The following is a 21,852-nucleotide window of genomic DNA, read 5'->3' as shown; positions in this document are numbered from 1 at the left end:
GTGACGCGGCGCGCGCCTCGCCTCCATGCGCCTGCGAGGCGGGGCCGGGATGCGCGCGCCGGGCAGGGCGGCTTCACGCTGATCGAGCTGATGGTGGTGATCACGATCATCGGCCTGGCCGCGGCGGTCGCCGCCTTCGCCATGCCCGATCCGCGCGGACGCGTCCTCGACGAAGGCCTGCGCTTCGCGGCGCGGGCGCGGGCCGCGCGCGACATGGCGGTTGTCGAGGGGCGCCCGGTCAGCCTGTGGGTGACATCGGGCGGCTATGGGTTCGACCGGCGGCTCGCCGGCGCCTGGACGCCCGTCGTCGACAAGCCGCTGCGCGTCGCGACCTGGGCGGACGAGACGCGGGCGCAGATCGCCGATCCGAGCGGACGCGTCCGCGTGACCTTCGACCCGACCGGCGGGACCGACCGGCCGCTCGAGTTGCGGCTGACCCGCGGCAGCGCCGCCGCGCTCGTCTGGATCGGCGCCGATGGCGAGGCGCGCGCCGATGCCCAATAGGAACGGCTTCACCCTGATCGAAGTGATGGTGGCGCTGGCGGTATTCAGCCTCGCCGTCCTGGCACTCGTCCGCCTGGAGGGAGCGACGGCGCGCGGCGCCGGGCTGGTCGAGGAGACGACGGTCGCCGGGCTGGTCGCGCGCAACGTCGCGCTCGACGCGTTGACCGGGGCCGAGCCTCCGCCGGCAGGACTGGTGACCGGCAGCGAGGCGAATGGCGGGCGCAACTGGAACTGGACGCGGCGCGTGTCGCCCGCGGGAGATCCCCGGGTGGTGCGGATCGACGTGGCGGTCCAGGATCTGCGCGGCCAGACCCGGGGCAGCGTCACGATGATCCGGCCGCCGACCCCGCCTGCCGCCCTGCCGCAGCCGCCGGGCGCGACCCCGACGCCGAATGCCACGTCGACCCCGCCTGGAGGCCGGCGATGACCCGGGCGCGTCGTTCGGCCGAGGCAGGCTTCACCCTGGTCGAGGTCATGGTCGCGCTGATGATCTTCGGCCTGATCGCGGCCGCCGGCGTCGCCATCCTGTCGTTCAGCATCCGTGCCCAGGCCGCGACGGGTGAGCGACTGGACGACGGCGCGGCGCTGGCGCGGACGTTGTCGGTGCTGTCCGCCGACCTCGCGCAGGCGCTGCCGCGCCAGACCCGTGACGAGGCCGGCACGCCGCGGCCTGCCTTTGTCGGCGAGACGACGCAGCTGACGCTGGTCCGGGGCGGCTGGAGCAATATCGATGCGGCGCCGCGCGCCAGTGCTCAGAAGATCCTGTGGGCCATCAACAACGGCAATCTGGTGCGCATCGCCTGGCCACGGCTGGACGGAGCGCAGCCCCTGCCGGCTACCCCGATGCTGTCCGAAGTGCGGGCGATGACGCTGCGCTATCGTTTCGCGGGCGCGTGGAGCGACCGGTGGGACGGTGCGCTGGGCGTCGCGCTGCCGCAGGCGCTCGAACTGCGGTTGGCGCGCGCCGACGGGCGGCAGTACCGGGCGATGCTGCTGGTCGGCACCGGCTATGCCGCCGATGCCCCGTTGCAGGCCGGCAATGCGAACTGAGCCGCCCGGCCATGAGCGCGGCGCGGCCCTGCTGACGGTGCTGATGCTCGTCGCGGTGATCGCGGTGATGGCGGGCACCGCGCTGGAGAAGCTGCGTCTCTCGACCCGCCTGTCGGGGAATGCCGCCGCGATGGAGCAGGCGCGCGCGTTCGCCGTCGCGACCGAGGCGCTGGCGACGATCCGGGTCGGTGACCTGCTGCAGAATGCAGGCCAGCGCGTGACCCTGCTCGGCAACTGGAGCGACGCGCCGTTCGGCATGCCGCTCGAAGGCGGCGGGCTTGCGACGGCGCGGGTGACCGATGGGGGCAACTGCTTCAATCTCAACGGCCTGGTCAATCAGGTGGCACCCGGTGTCTATGCGAGCAATCCGGGGGCGCGGGTGCAGTTCACCCGGCTGATGCGGCTCGTCGGCGTGCCCGGCCAGGTCGCCGACCAGATCGCCGCGGGCGCGGCCGACTGGATCGACACCGATTCGGACCAGCAGGCCGGCGGGGCGGAGGATGCGCGCTATACCGGCCAGCAGCTCGCCTATCGCACGGCCGGCACGCTGATGGCCGACCCCAGCGAGATGCGCGCCGTGATCGGCATGACGCCGCGGGTCTACGAGCAGCTGCGGCCCTGGATCTGCACCTTGCCCCAAGCGAGCCCGGCGCAGATCAACATCAATACGCTGCTGCCCGAACAGGCGCCGCTGCTGGCGATGCTGGCGCCGGACACGCTGTCGGTCGAGGCCGCCCGCCAGCTGCTGCTGCGCCGGCCGCTGGCGGGTTGGTCGACGCCGTCGGCGATCTGGACCGGGACCGCAGCGCCGGTCGAGGCGGGTTCGCAGACCGCCATCACCACGCGCTGGTTCGCGCTGCGCATCGACGTGGCGCTGCCGGGCGCGCAAATCCAGGAACATGCGCTGATCGACGCGACAAGGCTTCCCGTCCGGCTCGTGTCGCGGCAATGGGGGGAGGAACCATGACGACCTTGCTGTTCCTCCCTGCCGGCGACGCCGGCCTACGCTGGCTCCGCTTCGGCGATACCGGGCTGATGGCACGCGGCGAGGGCGTGCCGCCCGGCGGCGATCCGGTCGTCGCGGTGGCGCCGGCCGAGGCGGTGACTCTGCATTGGGCGGAGCTGCCCGCCCGGTCGCAGGCGCAGGCGACGGCGGCGGCGCGCATCCTCGCCGCCGAGGCGAGCGCCGCGCCTCCCGCCGAGCTGCACGTCGCGGTCGGTAGCGAGGGCGACGCCGCCGGCGAGCGGCCGATCGCGGTGGTCGGCGCGAGCGCGATGCGCGGCTGGCTCGACATGCTCGCCGCCGCCAATGTCGATCCCGTCGCGCTGGTGCCCGCGCCGATGCTGCTGCCCCGGCCCGACGAAGGCTATGTCCGCGCGACGCTGGCGGGCTCGGGGGTGATCCGCGGGCGCAACAGCGGCTTCGCCGACGAGGAGGGGCTGACCGAACTGGTCACCCAGGGTCATCCGGTAACGCCGCTCGTCCGCGAACCGTTGGAGGAGGCGCTGATCGCCGCCGCCGCGGCGCCGGCGCTCGACCTGCGGCAGGGGCCCTTCGCGCGCCGCCGCCGGCGCTTCGCGATCGACTGGCGGCTGATCCGCCGGCTGGCGGTGCTGGGCGGACTGATCCTGCTGACCTCCTTCGCCATCTCGCTCGTCCGTCTCGCCAAGTACGAGTTTGCCGCGAGCGCGCTCGAGGAACGGGCCGATGCGCTCGCCGCCACCGGCCTGCCGCGCGGCGAGACGGTCAATGATCCCGACCGCCAGCTCGGCGAACGCCAGCGCCGGCTGATCGGGCCGGGGCTGGGCTTCACCACCACCACCGCCGCGGCCTTTGCCGCGGTGCGCAGCGTACCGGGGACCGAGGTGACCGCGATCGACTTCACCGATCTGGGCAATCTGCGCCTGACCGTGGCCGCGGAGCGGGAGGCGCTGGCGACCGATCTGAAGCGCGCGCTGGAGCGCGCCGGGTTCGACGTGAAGGCCAGCGTCTTCCAGTCGGCCGGCGGCCGGGTGACGGGCGAGCTGACGGTGAGCCGGCGATGAGCGGCTTGCGGCGCTGGTTCGAGGGGCGCTCGCGCCGGGAGCAGCGGATGCTGCTCGCGATGCTCGCGCTGCTGTTCGTCACGATTGTCTGGGGACTGATCCTGCGCCCGCTCGGCGATGCGCTGTCGAGCGCGCGCGAGCGGCATGCCGCGGCGGTGATACGGCTGGGCGAGACCGCCGATCGCATCGATGCGCTCCGCATCGCCCGGGGCCGACGCGTGCAGCCCCTGTCGGGGACGCTGGCCGACACGGTGCGGCTGCGTGCCGAGGAAGCCGGCTTCCCCCTCGCCAGCCTCGACCCGGACGCCAATGGCGCGGTCCGCGTCGCGATCCAGTCGGCGCGGGGCGCGGCGCTGACGGCCTGGCTCGCCCGGCTGGAGCGAAACGGCATCCTCGTCGAATCGGCCACCTTGACCGACAATGGCGACCGCACCGTCGCGGCGCGCCTCGTCCTGAGAAGCCGCGCGGCATGAGGCGTATCCGCCTGTCCACCGGTCCCGCCGCGCTGTTCGGCGTGATGCTGCTCGTCGCGCTGATCGTCTTTCTGCCGATGCGCCTGGTGCTGGGTTGGGCCGGCGCCGGCGAGGAAGGGCTGCGGGCCCGTGCCGTGACCGGCACGATCTGGGGCGCGACGCTGAGCGAGGCGCAGTTCGGCGATCTGGCGGTCGGCGACCTGCGCGCGAGCCTGCTGCCGCTGCCCCTGGTGACCGGCCGCGCCGCCCTCTCGCTGGAGGGACCCGGCGCGGCGGGCGCGCCTCCCTTGTCGGGGACGGCGTTCGTCAGCCGCCATGGCTTCGGCGTGGGGAAGATGACGGGGCGCATCGCGACCGGCCACGCCTTCGATCCGCTGCCGGTGACGGGGCTCGACCTCGACACGCTGAGCGTCCGCTTCCAGGACGATCAATGCGTTGCCGCCGAGGGGCAGGTGAGGGCGGCACTGGCGGGCGAATTCGCGGGGATCGGCGTGCCACCGTCGGTCAGCGGAACGGCGCGCTGCGATGCGGGTGCGCTGTTGCTGCCGCTGACCAGTCCCTCCGGCGCCGAGGCGGTGACGCTGCGGATCGAGGGAGCCGGCCGCTATCGCGCCGAATTGTCGTTGCGTCCGGCGGACCCGGTCGCGGCGCAACGGCTGGAGGCGGCGGGCTTCAACCGCACCAATGGCGGTTACGGGCTTTCGATCGAGGGTCGCTTCTGATAGCTTGACGGCAGCCGCATCCCGACGCTAGGGGCGCGGCTCTTCGCGGCGACCGTAGTTCAATTGGTTAGAGCGCCGGCTTGTGATGCCGGAAGTTGCGGGTTCAAGTCCCGTCGGTCGCCCCACCTTTCTTCGCCGCCAACGCTTTCTTTCTGGTCAAGTCGATCGGAAAATAATATTTCGCGTCGCGGCAACGAAATTGCGGCGATGGAGACGATGATGGCGGCGGTGTGGGAATTCCCGGATTTCGACCAGCATGAAGGGGTCCATTTCTTCACCGACCCCGAATCGGGGCTGCGGGCGGTCGTCGCCATCCATTCGACCAAGCTGGGGCCGGCGGCGGGCGGTGTCCGCTTCTGGCACTATGCGACCGACGAACGCGCGCTGACCGACGCGCTGCGCCTGTCGCGGGGCATGAGCTTCAAGAACGCGATGGCCGGGCTGGAACTGGGCGGCGGCAAGGGCGTCGTGCTCGCGCCGGAGCCGGGCGCGGTGATCAGCGAGGCGCAGCTCAAGGCGTTCGGACGCGCGGTCGAGTCGCTGGGTGGCCGCTATGTGACCGCCGAGGATGTCGGCATGTCCGAGGCGCGGATGAAGGTGATCGCGGGAGAGACGCGCTACGTCTCCGGCCTGCCGGTCGCGAGCGGCGCGGCGGGCGGCGATCCCGGACCCTATACCGCGCATGGCGTGTGGCTGGGTGTCAAGGCCGCTGCGGCCCGGGGCCTGGGTGCGACCGACATGAAGGGCGTGCGCGTTGCGATCCAGGGCGTGGGTTCGGTCGGCGGCGGGCTTGCCCGGCTACTCGCCCGGGACGGCGCGATCCTGACGCTGGCCGACGTCGATGCGGGACGGGCACAGGCGCTCGCGGCCGAGCTGGGTGGCACGGCGGTGCCGGCCGACCAGATCCTGACCCAGGGCGTCGATCTGGTCAGCCCGAACGCGCTCGGCGCGATCCTGACGGCCGAGACGATCCCGACGCTGAAGGCGAAGGTGGTCGCGGGCGGCGCCAACAACCAGCTGGCGACCCCGGCGGACGGGCAGCGCATCCACGATGCCGGCATCGTCTACGCGCCCGACTATGTGATCAACGCGGGCGGCATCATCAATGTCGGCCTCGAATATCTCGGCCATGGCGACGAGGCCGAGGTGATGGAGCGCATCGCGCGCATCCCCGGCCGTCTCGACGAGGTGTGGGACGAGAGCGCCCGCACCGGCGAGTCCGCCGCCACGGTCGCGGACCGGATGGCGCAGCGGCTGATCGGACGGGGCTGAGGGCAGAGGCTCGACTCCCGCGCGGACTCTTAAATGGGGGGGCGCGCGACCAACGGTCGCGCCGTCCCCTACGGCGACAGGTGACGAAGCGTTCGACATGACCTATGGCTGCGCCATCGTGCCGAGCCTTCATGCCCTAGCCAACCCACAGCGTTTCCTGAAGATCGCCCGGCCGCTGACCCCCGGGCTGTTCTGGCTGGGCGCGGCGCTGGTGCTGGTGGGCTGCTGGGCGGGACTGACCCGGACGCCGCCCGACTATCTGCAGGGCGAGACCGTGCGTATCCTCTATATCCACGTCCCCGCGGCCTGGCTCGCTATGGGTGGGTGGAGCGGCATCGCCATCGCGTCGATCGCGCTGCTGGTGTGGCGCCATCCGCTGGCGGCGATCGCGGCGCGCGCCATCGCGCTGCCGGGGGCGACCTTCGCGGCGCTGTGCCTCGTCACCGGATCGATCTGGGGGCGGCCGACCTGGGGGACATGGTGGCAGTGGGACGGTCGGCTGACCTCGATGCTGCTCCTCTTCTTCGTCTATTGCGCCTTCATCGCGCTGGCGCGGGCCGATGCGGAGCGGGGCGGGGACGGACGCATTCCGGCGGTGTTCGGCATCGCGGGAACCGTACTGCTGCCGATCATCCGCTATTCGGTGGTCTGGTGGAACACGCTGCATCAGGGGCCGAGCATCGGCCTGACCCGGTCGACGATCGATCCGGCGATCCTCTGGCCACTCCCCATCATGCTGGCCGGCTTCTCGCTGCTGTTCGCGGCGATCGTGCTGATGCGGATGCGCGCCATGCTGGCGCTCGCCAAGGCCGAGGCGCGGATGCGCCGAATGGCGCGCGCATGAACCCCTGGCCCTTCGTCCTGGCCGCCTATGGCGTGACCCTGGCCGGCTTCGGGGTGCTGGCCCTTCTCAGCTGGCGCGCGATGCGCCGGGCGGAGCGGCCGTGACCGCCAAGCGGCAGCGGCTGGTCCTCGTCCTGCTCGCCCTCGCGGCGGTCGCTGCGGCGGCGCTGCTCGCGCTGTCGGCGCTCAAGGACCAGGCCGCGTTCTTCTATGCGCCGTCCGACGTCGCGCGCGAGGGCCTGCCGCTCGGGCGCGCGGTGCGGCTCGGCGGGATGGTCGCGGCGGGATCGGTGCGCCGCGCCGCCGACGGCGTGACGGTGCGCTTCACCGTCACGGACGGCCGCGCCACGACGCCCGTCACCTTTGCCGGCATCGTCCCGGACCTGTTCCGCGAGCGGTCGGGCGTGGTCGCGGAGGGGCAGTTCCAGCCCTCGGGCCTGTTCGTCGCCACCAACCTGCTCGCCAAGCACGACGAGAAATACATGCCGCCCGAAGTCGCCGGGGCCATGCACGAGACGAAGTCGCTCGAACAGTGATCGCCGAGGCGGGTCTTGCCGCGCTGTGGATCGCCGCCGCCCTGGCGCTGCTCCAGATCGCCCTTGCCGCGCTCGGCCTGCGGCGGCTGGGCGTCGCGGCGGTCGGCGGCTCGGTCCGCGCGGTCGCGATCGTCCAGGGCGTGACCGCGCTGCTGGCGATGGCGGCACTGATCCTCCTGTTCCAGCAGTCCGACATGTCGGTGAAGCTGGTCGCGGAGAACAGCCATTCGGCCAAGCCCTGGCTCTACAAGGTCACCGGCGCCTGGGGAAACCATGAAGGCTCGATGCTGCTCTGGGTCACCATCCTGGGGCTGGCGGGCGGGGCGGTGGCGCTGGCCGAGCGCCGGCTGGCGGAGCCGACGCTGGTCGCGACGCTGGGTGCGCAGGCGGGGATCGCGCTGGGATTCTACGCCTTCCTCCTCTTCGCGTCCAATCCCTTCGCACGGCTGGCCGAGCCGCCGGCGGACGGGGCGGGGCTCAACCCGCTGCTGCAGGATCCCGGCCTCGCCTTCCATCCGCCGACCCTCTATGCCGGCTATGTCGGCCTGTCGGTCGCCTTCTCCTTCGCGGTCGGGGCGCTGGTGACGCGCGACGTCGGCCGCGATTTCGCCAGTGCGATGCGGCCCTGGGTGCTGGGCGCCTGGATCTTCCTGACGCTGGGCATCACCGCCGGCAGCTACTGGGCCTATTACGAACTCGGCTGGGGCGGCTGGTGGTTCTGGGATCCGGTGGAGAACGCCTCGCTGATGCCATGGCTGGCGGCGACGGCGCTGCTCCATTCGGTGACGGTGCTGGCGACGCGCGACGGGCTGCGCGCCTGGACGGTGATGCTGGCGGTGGTCGCCTTTTCCATGTCGATGCTGGGCACCTTCCTGGTCCGCTCGGGCATCCTCACCAGCGTGCACGCCTTCGCCGTCGATCCCAGACGAGGGGCATTCATCCTCGTCCTGCTCGCGCTCTATATCGGCGGCGCGCTGGCGCTGTTCGGGCTGCGCATCGGCACGGTGCGCCAAGGGCGGATCTTCGATCCGGTCAGTCGCGAGGGCGGGCTGGTCGCGAACAACCTGCTCCTGTCGGTGATCCTGGGCGTCGTGCTGATCGGCACGCTCTACCCGATCGTGGCGGCGGGTTTCGGCGTGCAGCTGTCGGTCGGGCCGCCCTTCTTCAACAAGGCCGCGGGGCCGATCGCCCTCGCGCTGATCGTGCTGATGGCCATAGGGCCGCTGTTGCGCTGGCGGCGTGACGAGGCCGGCCTGCTGCCCGAGCGGCTGATGGTGCCCGTGGCGGTGAGCGGAGGCGCCTTCGCGCTGCTCGTCGTGTTCGCCATGCCCATCGGAGTGCTGCCGTTGCTCGGGCTCAGCCTGGCGGCGGGGCTGGCGGTCGCAAGCGTGCTGCCGCTGGTCCGGCGCAACCTGCGCCGTACGCCGCTGTTCGTCTGGGGCATGGTCGTCGCGCATCTGGGGATCGGGGTCTCGCTCGCCGGCATGGCGTGCGATGCCGCCTTCACGTCTGAACGGCTGGTGGCGCTGTTGCCCGGCGAGGCGACGCGGGTAGGCCCCTTCCGCGTGACGCTGGACGGGATCGCTCCGGTCGTCGACGAGAACTGGTCTGCCTTGCAGGCGCAGCTGACTGCGGAACGCGATGGCGCGGTGCTTCGCCTTCGACCCCAGTCGCGGACCTTCACCGATCCGCCGACCACGACGAGCGAGTCCGCGATCGCGACCCGGCTCGACGGCCAGCTCTATACCGTGCTCGGCAAGCCGGACGGGCAGGGGCGCTGGCAGCTGAGGCTGTGGTGGAAGCCGTTCGTGACCCTCATCTGGCTCGGCGGGGCGCTGGTCGCTTTGGGCGGAGCCCTGGCTCTGGCCGGGCGGCTGGTCCGCCGACGCCGAGAGGCGATGGCATGACGCGACCTCGTCTCTGGATGCCGCTCGCCGGCTTCGCCCTGCTGTTCGCGATCGTGGCGGTGGCGTTGTTTCGCCCGGCCGACCGCACGGTGCGATCGCAGCTGGTCGGCCAGCCGCTGCCGGCGTTCACGCTGCCGGCGCTCGTGCCGGGCAAACCCGGCCTGTCGCGCGAGGACATGACCGGGCAGGGGCCGCGGCTGCTCAACATCTTCGGCAGCTGGTGCCTGCCCTGCATCGCCGAGGCGCCGCAACTGATGCGCCTCAGGGCGGCAGGCGTGCCCATCGACGCCATCGCGATCCGCGATACCGGGCCGGCCGTGGCCGCGTTCCTCGCGCGCAACGGCGATCCCTATCGACGGATCGGCGACGATCAGCGCAGCGCGGTGCAGCTGGCGCTCGGGTCCTCGGGTGTGCCCGAGACCTTCCTGATCGATGCGCAGGGCCGCATCGTGCGCCAATATGTCGGCGACATCCGCGCCGATCAGGTCGACTCGGTCATCGCCGACTGGCGGGCGGCGCAATGATGCGACGCTGGCTCCCCTTCGCGTTGCTGCTGACCGCGCAGGTCGACGCGCCCGCGCCGCTGGCGGACGCCCAGCTGTCCGATCCGCGGCAGGAAGCGCAGGCCAAGGCGCTGATGGAGACGCTGCGCTGCGTCGTCTGTCAGGGCCAGTCGATCGCCGACAGCGACGCGACGATGGCGGGCGACATGCGCGCGCTGGTCCGCAGCCGCATCCGTGCCGGCGAACCGCCCGCCGCGATCCGGCAATGGCTGATCTCGCGCTATGGCGATTATATCAGCTACGATCCGCCGCTCGGCGCGGTGACCTGGCCGCTCTGGCTCGCGCCGCTGGCGCTGCTGGCGGTCGGCGCGTGGCTGGCCCGCGGCAGCTTCCGACGGCGGCGCTGATGGGCTGGATCGTCCTGCTCCTGCTGGCGGTCTGCGCCTTTGCAGCGCTGGTGCTGCTGAAGGTACCCCGGGCCTTGTGGTCGATGGTCGGTGCGGCGCTGATGCTCGCGGCCGCCGGCTATGCATGGCAAGGCAGCCCCGGCCAGCCCGCCAGCCTCGCGCAGCCGGGGCGTGACGCGCTCGTCGCCGACGAGGGGCTGATCGACCTGCGTGCGCGGATGTTCGGGCGGTTCGGCATCGACGGTGCCTATCTGACCGCGGCGGATGCACTCGCCCGGTCCGGCTCGTCGCGCTACGAGGTCCAGGCGATCCTCGGGGGGATCCGCCGGGACGGCCGCAGCGTCCAGCTTTGGACCGCGTTGGGCGATGCCCTGGCGCGGCACGACCGCCAATTGTCGCCGGCGGCGCAGCTCGCCTTCGACCGGGCCGCTCAGCTCGATCCCCGCAACCCCGGACCGCCCTTCTTCCGCGGTCTGGCGCTCGTCCGGATGAACGACTTCGCCGGCGCCGAGCAGGCCTGGCAGCGCGCGCTGGCGCTGACGCCGGTCGACGCCGCCTATCGCGACGACATCGCACGCCGGCTGTTCATGCTGCGCCAGCTTCGCGCCACGCTGGACCGGTAGTCTGCGATGCCAGGCCAAGTGGATCATGCTTGATCGTCAGATCCACCCGAGCTGACTGTCTCCCGGCGTCGATCACGACCGTCGCCGGAACGGAGTGCGATCGCAATTGAACGGATCAGGCCCTGTCGGTCAGGCGCCGCGTCCGGTCTTGGCCTGAAGCGCATCGATCCGTTTGGATGCGTCCGCTTTGCTCAGACTGTCGTCGAACGGCTCATGCGCCTCTTCGCTCAGCGTCTTGAGGTAGCTGGCCTGCGCACCGGTCATTGGCTCGTCGCCGGTCGTCCAGTCGTCCGGGTCCTTCTCGGCATTGGAAAAGGGTTCGGTCTTCGGATTGTCGGTCATCATGGTTTCCTCGAAGGGTCTTGCGGGACAACCCCTGCGTTCCCATTGTGTTCCATGCCGATGCGCCTGCGCCACGCCTGTCCTGATACCGCATGCGGAGCCCGCCAAGGCCCGTTGCGCGCGCCGCGCGGCGGGTGTACGGGCCGCGTCATGACGGACAGGGGCGTGAGCGGGCGGCTGTGCCCCTATCGTGCTGAGATCACGTGGTCGTGAGCACGGAACGGGCATCGTCGATGCCCGAGGCGACCGGTTCCGACGACCCGGCGCTCCCCCATCATCCCAAACAGGGGCTCGCGCGATTGGCGCTGGGCGCGATCGGCGTCGTCTATGGCGATATCGGCACCAGCCCGCTCTACGCGATGAAGGAGGTGTTCGTCGGACACCACAAGCTGGTGGTCGACCAGCTCCACATATTCGGCGTGGTCAGCCTGATCTTCTGGTCGCTGCTCCTGATCGTGACGTTCAAATACGTCCTGCTGGTGCTGCGGGCGGACAATAACGGCGAGGGCGGCAGCCTGGCGCTGCTGGCCCTGATCCAGCGCCGCACGGGGGGCGCCAAGGGGCGCTGGGGCCCGAGCCTCGTCATCCTGGGCGTGCTCGCGACGGCGCTGTTCTTCGGCGACTGCATGATCACGCCCGCCGTGTCGGTATTGTCCGCGGTCGAGGGGCTGGCGACGGTCGAACAGGGCTTCGGCGCGTTCGTCATCCCGATCTCGGTCGCGATCCTGGTGGCGCTCTTCTACCTGCAGGCGCGCGGCACCGGCGGGATCGGCAAGCTGTTCGGCCCGATCATGCTGGTCTATTTCTTGGTGCTGACGGTGCTCGGTGCGATCAACATCGCCGACCGGCCCGACATCCTGCAGGCGATCGATCCGCGCTGGGCCTTCCGCTTCGCCGCGGCCGACGGCACGCTGGCCTTTCTTGCGCTGGGATCGGTCGTGCTGGCCGTGACCGGGGCGGAAGCGCTCTATGCCGACATGGGCCATTTCGGCCGCCGCCCGATCGAGGTGGCGTGGCTCTATCTCGTCTTCCCGGCGCTGATGGTGAACTATCTGGGGCAGGGCGCGCTGCTGCTCGATCAGCCGGAGGCGGCGCAGAATCCCTTCTTCCTCATGGCGTCGGAGGACTGGCGCCTGCCGCTGGTGATCCTGGCGACGATGGCGACGGTGATCGCCAGCCAGGCGGTGATCACCGGCGCGTTCAGCGTGGTGCAGCAGGCGGTGCAGCTCGGCCTGATGCCGCGGCTGCGCATCGAGCATACCAGCGCGGCCGAGGCGGGGCAGATCTATATCCCCGTCGTCAACTGGGCGCTGATGACGATGGTGCTGCTGCTCATCTTCGGGTTCAAGGAATCGTCCAACCTGGCCGCGGCCTATGGCATCGCGGTGACCGGTACGATGTTCATCAGCACCTTGATGGTCGGCGTCCTGATCCGCCGCGTCTGGCAATGGTCGTGGTGGGCGGTCGGGCTGTTCGAGGGCAGCTTCCTGTTGATCGACGGCGCCTATTTCTTCTCGAACGTCACCAAGATCCCCGATGGCGGCTGGTTCCCGCTGCTGGTCGGCGCGATCGTCTTCACCGTGCTGACCACCTGGTCGAAGGGGCGCAAGCTGATGATCGACCGGCTGCGCGAGGCGGCGATGCCGATCAAGGTGTTCATCGCCAGCGCCGCCACCTCGGCCAGCCGGGTACCCGGCACCGCGGTGTTCATGACCTCGACCGCCGAAGGCGTGCCGCATGCCCTGCTGCACAACCTCAAGCACAACAAGGTGCTGCACGAGCGGATCGTGCTGTTGACGGTGGCGATCGCCGACCAGCCCTTTTGGCCCGAGAGCAATCGCGTGAAGCGCGAGGATCTCGGCCATGGCTTCTACCGCGTCGTGCTGCGCTTCGGGTTTATGGAGGAGCCGAACGTGCCCGCCGCGCTGAAGCTCGCCCAGGGATCCGGGCCCGCCTACAAGATGATGGACACCAGCTTCTTCCTGTCGCGCCAGACCCTGATCGCGTCCGATAGGCCCGGCATGGCGCTGTGGCGCGAGAAGCTGTTCGCCTGGATGCTGCGCAACGCCGAAAGCGCGATGGAGTTCTTCCGCCTGCCCTCGAACCGCGTCGTCGAACTCGGCAGCCAGGTGGAGATTTGAGCGGCGCAGGTCCGGGTTCGGGACCGGTGCCGATCATCGTCACCGCCCTGTTCGGGCGACAGGATCAGGGTTGGTTCGACGCGCAGCGCGCGGCCCATTTTCCGCCGGAGCGCAACCTGCTCGCGGCGCACTGCACCCTGTTCCACCATTTGCCGCCATCGACGGCCGACGAGCTGAAGCATCGCCTGGCCGAGGAGACGCGCGGCGTGCGCGCGCCGCTGGCGCGGGTGGCAGGACTGATGTCGCTGGGGCGCGGTGTCGCTTACCGGATCGATTCGGTCGAGCTGGCCGCGATCCGGGCCCGACTGGCCGAAGCGTTCGTCGGGTTGCTCACGCCGCAGGACGCCGGCGGCTGGCGGCCGCATGTCACCATCCAGAACAAGGTCCAGCCATCCGTCGCGAAGCTGCTGATGGAGGGATTGTCGCGCGAGTTTCGCCCCCGATCGGTCGAGGTCGCAGGGCTGGGGACCTGGTGGTATCGCGGCGGTCCGTCGGAACCGCTGTCGCGCCATATGTTCGCTTGACGCGGGCGGCGGACCGCACCTATAGGCCCCCCTCCAACGCGGTCGGGCGGAGTAGCTCAGCTGGTTAGAGCACGGGAATCATAATCCTGGGGTCGGGGGTTCAAGTCCCTCCTCCGCTACCGCGTTGAAGATGTTCCACGGATCGTTGACCACCAGCATCGCGTCGGCACGGGCCAGCGCGACGAGCGTCAGGCCGTATTCGCGGGCATGGTCGACCGCCATCGTCGTCGGGGCGGAGACGCCGACCAGCAGCGGCGCGCCGATCACCAGCGCCTTGTCCACCATCTCGAAGCTGATGCGCGAGGTGACGAGGAGGAAGCCCTGCGGCCCGTCGCCCGTGCGCGCAAGCGCGCCTGCCAGCTTGTCGAGTGCATTGTGGCGGCCGACATCCTCGCGCACCGCCAGGATCGCGCCGCCGGCGTCGCAGGCGGCGGCGGCGTGCACCGCGCCGGTCAGGCGGTTGAGTGGCTGGGAACCGCGCAACGCGGCGGCCGCGGCGAACAGGGCCGGCGCAGCTGCGACGGGGCGGGGCGGCCGCCCGGCGACGGGACGGCGCACCTGCTCGAGACCCGATAGCCCGCACAGCCCGCATCCCGTATCGCTCGAGCGATGGCGGACCCGGTCGTGGATCCGCCCGCGGCAATGGGCGGCGAGCGAGACCCGCACGATCCAGCCGGCTTCGCCTTCGAAGACATCGATGTCGCGGACATCCGCGGCCGTGTCCGCCAGCCGCTCGGTCAGCATGAAGCCGGTCGCGAAATCCGTCAGCTCCGCCGGCGTGGCCATCATCACCGCATAGCCGATGCCGTCGACCTCGATCGCGACCGGTGCCTCGACGGCGAGTGCCCGCGCACCGGTGTCGGCAGCGCCGTTGGGTCGGAGGATGACGGTGGGCGTATCGCGGGCCGTCACGACTCGACGAGGAGGCTGTCCGCGAGGCGGGCAAGGTCCTGCGGCGTGTTGACGTTGGGCACCGGCCCGTCCGCCGCCACCGGCAAGGCACCGATGCTGCGCGCCCAGCCCATGACCGAGCGTTCGGCCGTCACTTCGAGATAGGACAGGAGATGCGCGCCGAGCGCGGCCGGCCAGACGCCAAGGATCGGCGCGTCGAGGCAATAGGCCGGCGCCCGGCGGAGCAGCGCCTCGATCACCACGGGCGGCACCACGGGCATGTCGCAGCCGATCGTCATCACGCAGCGATAGCCATGCGTCGCCGCGTAATCGAGCGCCGCGGCGATCCCGCCGAGCGGCCCGAGCCCGTCCCGCGGCAGATCCGGCACGCCATGTTCCCGGCCGATCAGCACGACCTCGTCGACATGCGGTGCGATCACGTCGCTGGAAAGCTCCGCAAGCGTCCAGCCACCCAGTCGCGCAGCCGCCTTGTCCGAGCCGAACCGGCTCGATCGTCCTCCGGCCAGTACAGCGCCCAATATGCCGGTCATGCCCTCACCCTGACCGGTACGGACTTGCCCGCCGGGACGTGACTGTCGAGCGCGTGATGTTCGAGCGGGATCAGATAGTTGAGTTCGGGATAATAGCCGCCGAGACAGCCTTCGGGAATATTGTACTCGACCACGCGCAGCCCTTCGACCACGCGCTCCTCGCCATCTTCGGCATCGCTTTCGAGTGCGACCTTGTCGCCCGCCGCGACCCCCAGCCTCGCCATGTCCGCGCGGTTCATCATCACCACCATACGCGTTCCGCGAATGCCGCGAAAGCGGTCGTCATAGCCGTAGATGGTCGTATTGAACTGGTCGTTGGAGCGCAGGGTGATGAGGCGGAAGCGACCCTCCGCATCGGCAAAGCCAGCGGCGTTGAGCGCACGCGGCACGTTGAATTCCGCCTTGCCGCTCTCCGTCTCCCATTTCCGGTGCGAGGCCGGATTGCCCTTCCAGAAGCCGCCGGGTTCGAACAGACGCTCGTTGAAATTGGCGAACTTGTCGGGATAGCAATCCTCGATCGCCTTGCGGACCAGGCTGTAGTCGCCGACCCAAGCATCCCAGGGAACATTGGGATTGGGCGGCAGCACCGCCTTAGCGACACCGGCGACGATGGCGGGTTCGGACAGCAGGACGTCGGACGCCGGCGTCCCCTTGCCGACCGAACCGTAGATGTGGCTGAACGAGTCCTCCATCGACACGGCCTGCGGACCGGACGCCTGCTCGTCGCGCTCCGAGCGGCCGAGACAGGGCAGGATCCAGCTTTCCTCGCCGGGATAGAGGTGGCTCTTGTTGAGCTTGGTCGCGACATGGACCGTGATCGGCAGCTTGCGCCAGGCCGCCTGCATCTTGGCATGTTCTGGCGTCGCACGGAGGAAGTTGCCGCCGAGCTGGACGAACCCCTGGCAGGTCCCCGCGATGATCTGGCGGCAGGACTCGACCGTATCCCAGCCCTTCTCGGTCGGCGGATCGAACTGGAAAAGCGCTTTAAGCCGCTCGACCGGCGCAAGCTCGGTCTTCTCGGTGATGCCGACGGTGCGCTGGCCCTGCACGTTGCTATGCCCGCGCACCGGGCCGGGCCCGGCCCCCTCGCGGCCGATATTGCCACGCAGCATCAGGAAGTTCACCAGCATGTACAGGCTGTCCATGCCATAGCGGTGCTGGGTGATACCCATGCCGTAGACGACGATCACCGCCTTGGCCCGCATATAGACGCGCGCCGCCGCCTCGATCGCGTCGCGCGTCAGGCCGCTTTCCCGAACGATGTCGTCCCATTCGGCCTTGCGGCAGAAGGCGGCGAACTCCTCGAAGCGGACGGTGTGCTGCTCGATGAAATGCTGGTCGACGACCCTCTCGCCGCCCTCTGCCCTGGCGCGTTCGTCTGCCTCCAGCACCAGCTTGCACATGCCGAGCAGCGCGGCGATGTCGCCGCCCGCCTTGACCTGATGATATTGGGTCGAGATGATCGTCGGCTTCTGCACCTTTGCCATCTGGAGCGGGTTCTGCGGATCGGCGAACGCCTCCCAGCCGCGCTCGCGCAGCGGATTGAAGGTGACGATCTCGACACCCCGGTCGCGGCAATCTTTCAGCGTGTGGAGCATGCGCGGGCTGTTCACGCCGACATTTTGGCCGAAGCAGAAGATCGCGTCGCACTTCTCGTAATCCTCGAGCTGGATCGTTGCGACCGGCGAGCCGATCGCGTTCTTAAGTCCGACCGAGGTCGTCTCGTGGCACATGTTGGACGAATCCGGCAGATTCTGCTGTCCCCACATCCGCGCGAACAGCGCGTACATGAAGGACGTCTCGAGGCTTGCCCGGCCGGAGGCGTAGAGCACGACCTTCTTCGGATCGCAGGACTTGAGCTTCGCCCCGATCGCGGCGAACGCCTCGTCCCAGCTGGCCGCGACATATTTGTCGGTGGCGCGATCGTAGCGCATCGGATGGGTCAGCCGGCCGGCCTGCTCCAGGTCGTGATCCTGCCATCCCTCCAGCTCGGTAACCGTGTAGCGCTGGAAGAAGTCGGGCGTCACGCGCGCGCTCGACATTTCCCAGGCGGTCGCCTTGGCGCCGTTCTCGCAAAACTCCGCCGCATGCGGCTTGGCGGGCTTACCCCAGGCGCAGGACACGCACATGAAGCCGTGCGGCTTGTTCTGGCGACGCAGCGTATCGAGCATCTCCGGCCCGGGATGCTCGGCCGGCAGGACACGCGCCATGCCCTTCATCGAGCCCCAGCCGCCGGCCGGGCCCTTGTAATCCCTGATGATGATCTCTTCGCCCGTCTCGTCGTCGCGCATCGCAAACCTCTCCGCTCGATCGCTCAACGAAGCGGACGGCTTCGAGTGCCCGCAACGGGCATCGGTTCCGGTTCAAATTCGCGCGCGGCGCGACTAGATGAGCGGATAAGTTCACACAGGATCATCTCATGGCCACCCATTCCACCCGCATGCTCGTTCTCGGCTCCGGTCCCGCCGGCCTGTCGGCCGCCATCTACGGCGCGCGGGCGGGCATGAAGCCGATCGTGGTGCAGGGCATCCAGCCCGGCGGCCAGCTGACCACGACCACCGATGTCGAGAATTATCCGGGCTTTGCCGACGTCATCCAGGGGCCCTGGCTGATGGAGCAGATGCAGAAGCAGGCCGAACATGTCGGCACGACCCTGATGTGGGACACGATCGTCGAGGTCGACCTGACCCGGCGCCCGTTCCGCCTGATCGGCGACGGCGGCGACGTGTACGAGGGCGAGGTGCTGGTGATCGCGACCGGCGCGCAGGCCAAATGGCTGGGGCTGGAGAGCGAGGAGGCGATGAAGGGCAAGGGCGTGTCCGCCTGCGCGACCTGCGACGGCTTCTTCTACCGCGGCAAGAAGGTGGCGGTGATCGGTGGCGGCAACACCGCGGTCGAGGAGGCGCTCTACCTGACCAACCATTCGCCCGACGTGACCCTGATCCATCGCCGCGACTCGCTGCGGGCCGAGCGTATCCTGCAGGAGCGACTGTTCGCGCATCCGGCCATCACGGTGCTGTGGAACAAGGAGGTCCGTCGGTTCGTCGATGGCGGCGGCAACGCCGGTCTGGTCGCGCTGGAGCTGGAGGACACGGTCACTGGCGCGCATTCGATGCTGGACGTGGAGGGCGGCTTCGTCGCGATCGGCCACCATCCGGCGACCGAGCTGTTTCGCGGCCATCTGGCGCTCGACGATGACGGCTATATCGCGGTGGAGACGGGGTCGACGCGCACTTCGGTGCCCGGCGTGTTCGCCTGTGGCGATGTCGCCGACAAGGTCTATCGCCAGGCGGTGACGGCGGCGGGCACGGGCTGCATGGCCGCGCTGGATGCCGAGCGCTTCCTGGCGGCGGCGGAGTTCGAGGAGATGGCGCAGGCGGCGGAGTGATCCGTCGCCGCCCGCGGCGATCAGTCGGCGAGCTTGCCGGTGGCGAAGGCGACCAGCGCGCCGAAGGTTTCCAGCATGTCGCCGTCGACCTCGTCGTCGTCGATGACGATGCCGAGCTGGTCCTCGAGCGCGGTGAGCACGCTGGCGACCGCCATGGAGTCGAGTTCGGGCAGCGCGCCGAACAGCGGCGTGTCCGCATCGAACGCGGCGGCACGGACGGGATCGAGCCCGAGTTCCTCGACCAGCACCTTGCGCACCTGATCGGCGATGGCGCCGTCGGCTTCCGGATCCAAGCTGTTGCCCCCGCCTGTCATTATCGCGGGTGGCCCTAGCCCGCATGGGTGAAAACGGCAACGGCCCTGCTATGGCGGTACGATGATCGCGCTCGACCCCGTCCCCCGGACACTGGACAGGCTGGCGCTGCGCGGCGATCCGGCCGCGCCTGCGCTGATCGATAGGGCGGGGGTGATGGACTTCGCGGGGCTGGAGACGGCGGTCGGGGCGGCAGCGGCCTGGCTGGCGGCGCAGGGGCTGGTGCCGGGCGACCGGGTGGCCAGCTGGCTGCCCAAGACGCGGATCGCCTGCATCCTGCCGCTTGCGGCGGCCCGGGCCGGGCTCGTCCATGTGCCCGCCAATCCGGCGCTGCGCCATGCGCAAATCGCACACATCCTGGCGGACAGCGGCGCGCGGCTGCTGGTGACCCAGCCCGCGCGGGCGGCGACGCTGCCGGGCGATGAGGTCCCGGCCGCCTGCCGGGTCGTGGCGGACACGGAGGTCGCAATGCGGGGCCCCGGGCTCGCACCATCGACCCGCGATCCCGCCGAACTGGTCGCCATCCTCTATACCTCGGGTTCGACGGGGCAGCCCAAGGGGGTGATGCTGAGCCATGCCAATCTGTGGCTCGGCGCGATTTCGGTCGCCCATTATCTGCGGATCGCGCCGGAGGACCGCGTGCTGGCGGTGCTGCCGCTCGGCTTCGACTATGGGCAGAGCCAGTTGCTGTCGAGTTGGGCGGCCGGGGCCGCGGTGACGCCGCTCGACTATCTGACCCCCAGGGACGTGGTGAAGGCCGTCGAGCGCTTCGCGATCACCACGCTGGCGGGTGTGCCCCCCTTGTGGATCCACCTGCTGGAAACGGAATGGCCGGCGGAGACGGCAGCGCGGCTGAAGCGACTGACCAATTCGGGCGGGGCATTGACCGTGAAGCTGGTGCGCGTGTTGCGCACCCGGTTTCCGAGCGCCGACCTCTATCCGATGTACGGGCTGACCGAGGCGTTCCGCTCGACCTATCTCGAACCTTCGCTGGTCGATGCGCATCCGGAATCGATCGGCTCCGCGATTCCCTTCGCGGAGGTGATGGTGGTGCGGCCGGACGGCAGCAGGGCCGCGGCGGGGGAGCCGGGCGAACTGGTCCATGCCGGGCCGCTCGTCGCCCAGGGCTATTGGCAGGATGCGGAGCGCACCGCAGCCCGTTTTCGGCTCGCACCCCGCTTTTCCAGCTCGGGCGGCATGGCCATCTGGTCGGGCGATACCGTGATCGCGGACGAACACGGCCTGCTCCGCTTCGTGGGACGCGACGACGAGATGATCAAGTCGGCCGGGCACCGGATCAGTCCGCAGGAGGTCGAGGAGGCGGTCATGGCGGGTCCCGAGACGCGCGAAGCGGTAGCGATCGGCCTGCCCGACGAACGGCTGGGCCAGTCGATCCTGGTGGTGGCCGCCGGCGATCCGGCAGGCGAGGGGGCGCTGGCCGAACGGCTGAAGCGCGAATTGCCGTCCTACATGCAGCCTGCCCGCTATGTCTGGCGCGACGCCCTGCCGCGCAACGCGAACGGCAAGCTCGACCGGGCGGGCCTGCGTGCGGAGATGCTGCGATGAAGCCGATGGGACCCCTGCCGCCCGAGTTCGCCGATCAACGCGGCATGCTGACGATCGGCGGCCGTCCGGCGAGCGATTGGGCGGAGCAGACGCCCGCTTTCGTTTATGACAGCGCGATCGTCGCACGCCGCGTCGCGCGGTTCCGGGCGGCGATGCCGGGGATCGACCTTCACTATGCGATCAAGGCGAACCCGCACCCCGACCTGCTCGCTGCGGTCGCGCCGCTGGTCGATGGTCTGGACGTCGCCTCGGCCGGCGAACTGTCGCGCGCCCTGGCGGTGCGGGAGGCAGCGACGATCAGCTTTGCCGGACCCGGCAAGCGGGATGCCGAGCTGGAGGCGGCGATCGCCGCAGGCGTGACGCTGAATATCGAATCCGAAGGCGAGGCGACGCGGGCGCTGGCGACCGCCGCGCGGCTCGGCATTCGGCCCCGGCTCGCCGTGCGGGTCAATCCCGATATCGAGTTGAAGGGTTCGGGGATGAAGATGGGGGGGCGGCCATCACCCTTCGGGATCGATGCGGCGCGGGTCCCGGCGCTGGTCCGGCGGCTGGTCGCGAGCGGCGCCGACTGGCGCGGCTTTCATGTCTATGCGGGCAGTCAGGCGCTGTCCGCCGAAGCCGTAGCGGACACGCAGGCGGCGACGCTGGCGCTGGCCGCGCGGCTGGCGGAGGAAGCCGGGCAGGCGCCGCCCCTCGTCAATCTGGGGGGCGGATTCGGCGTGCCCTATTTCGCTGGCGACATGCCGCTCGACGTCGAGGCGGTCGGTGCCCGGCTGGCGACGGCGCTGGCGGAGCGGCCCGCGATCCTGCGCGACAGCCGCTTCGCGATCGAGCTGGGGCGCTGGCTTGTCGCGGAGGCGGGCGTGTATCTGGCGCGGATCGTCGACCGCAAGGACAGCGGCGGCGAGACCTTCCTGATCCTCGACGGCGGGCTCAACCACCAGTTGGCGGCCTCGGGCAATTTCGGCACCGTCGTGCGCCGCAACTACCCGCTGGCGGTGGCGCACCGGATGGGCGAGCCGGCCGAGGAGACGGTCAGCGTGGTCGGCCCGCTCTGCACGCCGCTGGACCGATTGGGGGACCGGGTGGCACTGCCGCGAGCGGAGGTGGGCGACGTGATCGCGGTGTTCCTCGCCGGAGCCTATGGCGCGACTGCGAGCCCGACGGCCTTTCTGGGCCATCCGCCGGCGGCGGAAATGGTGGTCTGACATACCTATCGAGAATCGGCGGCCATCACCCGACCCGTTCGTG

General features: G+C 70.2%; 25 protein-coding genes and 2 tRNA genes. 22 read left to right on the top strand and 5 right to left on the bottom strand.

Annotation, left to right across the window (positions count from 1 at the left end; translation table 11 throughout):
- The 16 genes from IEX18_RS13025 (at position 1) to IEX18_RS12950 (ending at position 10,886) form a co-directional block, all read left to right on the top strand.
- Positions 1-504 carry a GspH/FimT family pseudopilin gene (locus tag IEX18_RS13025; protein WP_268234950.1) on the top strand — a complete coding sequence of 168 codons (504 nt, stop codon included), beginning with the start codon at positions 1-3 and terminating at the stop codon, positions 502-504.
- Positions 494-931, top strand: a complete 438-nt coding sequence (gene gspI / locus IEX18_RS13020) for a type II secretion system minor pseudopilin GspI (RefSeq protein WP_188659176.1) — start codon at positions 494-496, stop codon at positions 929-931. Before IEX18_RS13025 ends, gspI begins: the two co-directional genes overlap by 11 nt.
- Positions 928-1,554, top strand: coding sequence for a type II secretion system minor pseudopilin GspJ (gene gspJ / locus IEX18_RS13015; protein WP_188659175.1), 627 nt, complete (start codon positions 928-930; stop codon positions 1,552-1,554). The genes gspI and gspJ overlap by 4 nt, the downstream gene beginning before the upstream one ends.
- A complete protein-coding gene (gene gspK, locus IEX18_RS13010) occupies positions 1,544-2,521 on the top strand; it encodes a type II secretion system minor pseudopilin GspK (protein ID WP_188659174.1) in 978 nt (325 codons plus the stop codon). The genes gspJ and gspK overlap by 11 nt, the downstream gene beginning before the upstream one ends.
- Complete coding sequence (gene gspL / locus IEX18_RS13005) at positions 2,518-3,600, top strand: type II secretion system protein GspL (protein ID WP_188659173.1); 1,083 nt, start codon at positions 2,518-2,520, stop codon at positions 3,598-3,600. The genes gspK and gspL overlap by 4 nt, the downstream gene beginning before the upstream one ends.
- Positions 3,597-4,073: a type II secretion system protein GspM gene (gspM, locus tag IEX18_RS13000; protein ID WP_188659172.1), complete on the top strand. Its 477-nt coding sequence runs from the start codon at positions 3,597-3,599 to the stop codon at positions 4,071-4,073. Before gspL ends, gspM begins: the two co-directional genes overlap by 4 nt.
- Complete coding sequence (gene gspN, locus IEX18_RS12995; protein ID WP_188659171.1) at positions 4,070-4,795, top strand: type II secretion system protein N; 726 nt, start codon at positions 4,070-4,072, stop codon at positions 4,793-4,795. The genes gspM and gspN overlap by 4 nt, the downstream gene beginning before the upstream one ends.
- A gap of 48 nt (positions 4,796-4,843) precedes the next feature.
- A tRNA-His gene (locus tag IEX18_RS12990) sits at positions 4,844-4,920 on the top strand.
- An 82-nt stretch (positions 4,921-5,002) separates the two neighbouring features.
- Positions 5,003-6,067: a Leu/Phe/Val dehydrogenase gene (locus IEX18_RS12985; protein ID WP_188659170.1), complete on the top strand. Its 1,065-nt coding sequence runs from the start codon at positions 5,003-5,005 to the stop codon at positions 6,065-6,067.
- Positions 6,068-6,164: 97 nt separating this feature from the next.
- The gene (gene ccmC / locus IEX18_RS12980) at positions 6,165-6,911 is read left to right on the top strand and encodes a heme ABC transporter permease CcmC (RefSeq protein WP_229664553.1); all 747 of its coding nucleotides are present in this window, start codon (positions 6,165-6,167) and stop codon (positions 6,909-6,911) included.
- Positions 6,908-7,015, top strand: a complete 108-nt coding sequence (gene ccmD / locus IEX18_RS12975) for a heme exporter protein CcmD (protein WP_188659169.1) — start codon at positions 6,908-6,910, stop codon at positions 7,013-7,015. Before ccmC ends, ccmD begins: the two co-directional genes overlap by 4 nt.
- Positions 7,012-7,446 carry a cytochrome c maturation protein CcmE gene (gene ccmE, locus IEX18_RS12970; RefSeq protein WP_188659168.1) on the top strand — a complete coding sequence of 145 codons (435 nt, stop codon included), beginning with the start codon at positions 7,012-7,014 and terminating at the stop codon, positions 7,444-7,446. Before ccmD ends, ccmE begins: the two co-directional genes overlap by 4 nt.
- The gene (locus tag IEX18_RS12965; protein WP_188659167.1) at positions 7,443-9,353 is read left to right on the top strand and encodes a heme lyase CcmF/NrfE family subunit; all 1,911 of its coding nucleotides are present in this window, start codon (positions 7,443-7,445) and stop codon (positions 9,351-9,353) included. The genes ccmE and IEX18_RS12965 overlap by 4 nt, the downstream gene beginning before the upstream one ends.
- Positions 9,350-9,877 (top strand): redoxin family protein, encoded by a 528-nt coding sequence (locus IEX18_RS12960; protein ID WP_188659166.1) that lies wholly within the window; start codon positions 9,350-9,352, stop codon positions 9,875-9,877. The genes IEX18_RS12965 and IEX18_RS12960 overlap by 4 nt, the downstream gene beginning before the upstream one ends.
- The gene (locus tag IEX18_RS12955; RefSeq protein WP_188659441.1) at positions 9,877-10,263 is read left to right on the top strand and encodes a cytochrome c-type biogenesis protein; all 387 of its coding nucleotides are present in this window, start codon (positions 9,877-9,879) and stop codon (positions 10,261-10,263) included. The genes IEX18_RS12960 and IEX18_RS12955 overlap by 1 nt, the downstream gene beginning before the upstream one ends.
- Positions 10,263-10,886 carry a tetratricopeptide repeat protein gene (locus IEX18_RS12950; RefSeq protein ID WP_188659165.1) on the top strand — a complete coding sequence of 208 codons (624 nt, stop codon included), beginning with the start codon at positions 10,263-10,265 and terminating at the stop codon, positions 10,884-10,886. The genes IEX18_RS12955 and IEX18_RS12950 overlap by 1 nt, the downstream gene beginning before the upstream one ends.
- Positions 10,887-11,015: 129 nt before the next feature.
- On the opposite strand, the gene IEX18_RS12945 is transcribed toward IEX18_RS12950, so the two are convergent.
- The gene (locus tag IEX18_RS12945) at positions 11,016-11,228 is read right to left on the bottom strand and encodes a DUF3072 domain-containing protein (protein WP_188659440.1); all 213 of its coding nucleotides are present in this window, start codon (positions 11,226-11,228) and stop codon (positions 11,016-11,018) included.
- 233 nt (positions 11,229-11,461) lie between these two features.
- Between IEX18_RS12945 and IEX18_RS12940 the strand changes: the two genes are divergently transcribed.
- The 3 genes from IEX18_RS12940 to IEX18_RS12930 all read left to right on the top strand — a co-directional run bounded on the left by IEX18_RS12940 (position 11,462) and on the right by IEX18_RS12930 (position 14,012).
- Positions 11,462-13,369: a potassium transporter Kup gene (locus tag IEX18_RS12940; protein ID WP_188659439.1), complete on the top strand. Its 1,908-nt coding sequence runs from the start codon at positions 11,462-11,464 to the stop codon at positions 13,367-13,369.
- A complete protein-coding gene (locus IEX18_RS12935) occupies positions 13,366-13,893 on the top strand; it encodes a 2'-5' RNA ligase family protein (RefSeq protein WP_188659164.1) in 528 nt (175 codons plus the stop codon). Before IEX18_RS12940 ends, IEX18_RS12935 begins: the two co-directional genes overlap by 4 nt.
- A gap of 45 nt (positions 13,894-13,938) precedes the next feature.
- A tRNA-Met gene (locus IEX18_RS12930) sits at positions 13,939-14,012 on the top strand.
- On the opposite strand, the gene fdhD is transcribed toward IEX18_RS12930, so the two are convergent.
- From fdhD to IEX18_RS12915, 3 genes are all read right to left on the bottom strand, one after another.
- On the bottom strand, positions 13,972-14,679 hold the full coding sequence (gene fdhD, locus IEX18_RS12925) for a formate dehydrogenase accessory sulfurtransferase FdhD (RefSeq protein WP_229664601.1): 708 nt from the start codon (positions 14,677-14,679) through the stop codon (positions 13,972-13,974). The genes IEX18_RS12930 and fdhD overlap by 41 nt on opposite strands.
- A 122-nt stretch (positions 14,680-14,801) precedes the next feature.
- Complete coding sequence (gene mobA / locus IEX18_RS12920; RefSeq protein WP_188659163.1) at positions 14,802-15,335, bottom strand: molybdenum cofactor guanylyltransferase; 534 nt, start codon at positions 15,333-15,335, stop codon at positions 14,802-14,804.
- Positions 15,332-17,626 (bottom strand): FdhF/YdeP family oxidoreductase, encoded by a 2,295-nt coding sequence (locus tag IEX18_RS12915; RefSeq protein ID WP_188659162.1) that lies wholly within the window; start codon positions 17,624-17,626, stop codon positions 15,332-15,334. The genes mobA and IEX18_RS12915 overlap by 4 nt, the downstream gene beginning before the upstream one ends.
- Before the next feature lie 128 nt (positions 17,627-17,754).
- On the opposite strand from IEX18_RS12915, the gene trxB reads away from it, so the two are divergent.
- Complete coding sequence (trxB, locus tag IEX18_RS12910) at positions 17,755-18,723, top strand: thioredoxin-disulfide reductase (RefSeq protein WP_188659161.1); 969 nt, start codon at positions 17,755-17,757, stop codon at positions 18,721-18,723.
- Between the two features lie 20 nt (positions 18,724-18,743).
- On the opposite strand, the gene IEX18_RS12905 is transcribed toward trxB, so the two are convergent.
- On the bottom strand, positions 18,744-19,016 hold the full coding sequence (locus IEX18_RS12905; RefSeq protein ID WP_373284560.1) for an acyl carrier protein: 273 nt from the start codon (positions 19,014-19,016) through the stop codon (positions 18,744-18,746).
- 82 nt (positions 19,017-19,098) lie between these two features.
- Between IEX18_RS12905 and IEX18_RS12900 the strand changes: the two genes are divergently transcribed.
- Positions 19,099-20,601: an acyl-CoA ligase (AMP-forming), exosortase A system-associated gene (locus IEX18_RS12900; protein ID WP_188659159.1), complete on the top strand. Its 1,503-nt coding sequence runs from the start codon at positions 19,099-19,101 to the stop codon at positions 20,599-20,601.
- A complete protein-coding gene (locus IEX18_RS12895; protein ID WP_188659158.1) occupies positions 20,598-21,809 on the top strand; it encodes a pyridoxal-dependent decarboxylase, exosortase A system-associated in 1,212 nt (403 codons plus the stop codon). The genes IEX18_RS12900 and IEX18_RS12895 overlap by 4 nt, the downstream gene beginning before the upstream one ends.
- Positions 21,810-21,852 lie beyond the last annotated feature (43 nt).

This window comes from Sphingomonas metalli (assembly GCF_014641735.1).
Taxonomy (GTDB): domain Bacteria; phylum Pseudomonadota; class Alphaproteobacteria; order Sphingomonadales; family Sphingomonadaceae; genus Sphingomonas; species Sphingomonas metalli.
This window is presented reverse-complemented; position numbering and strand designations above follow the sequence as displayed.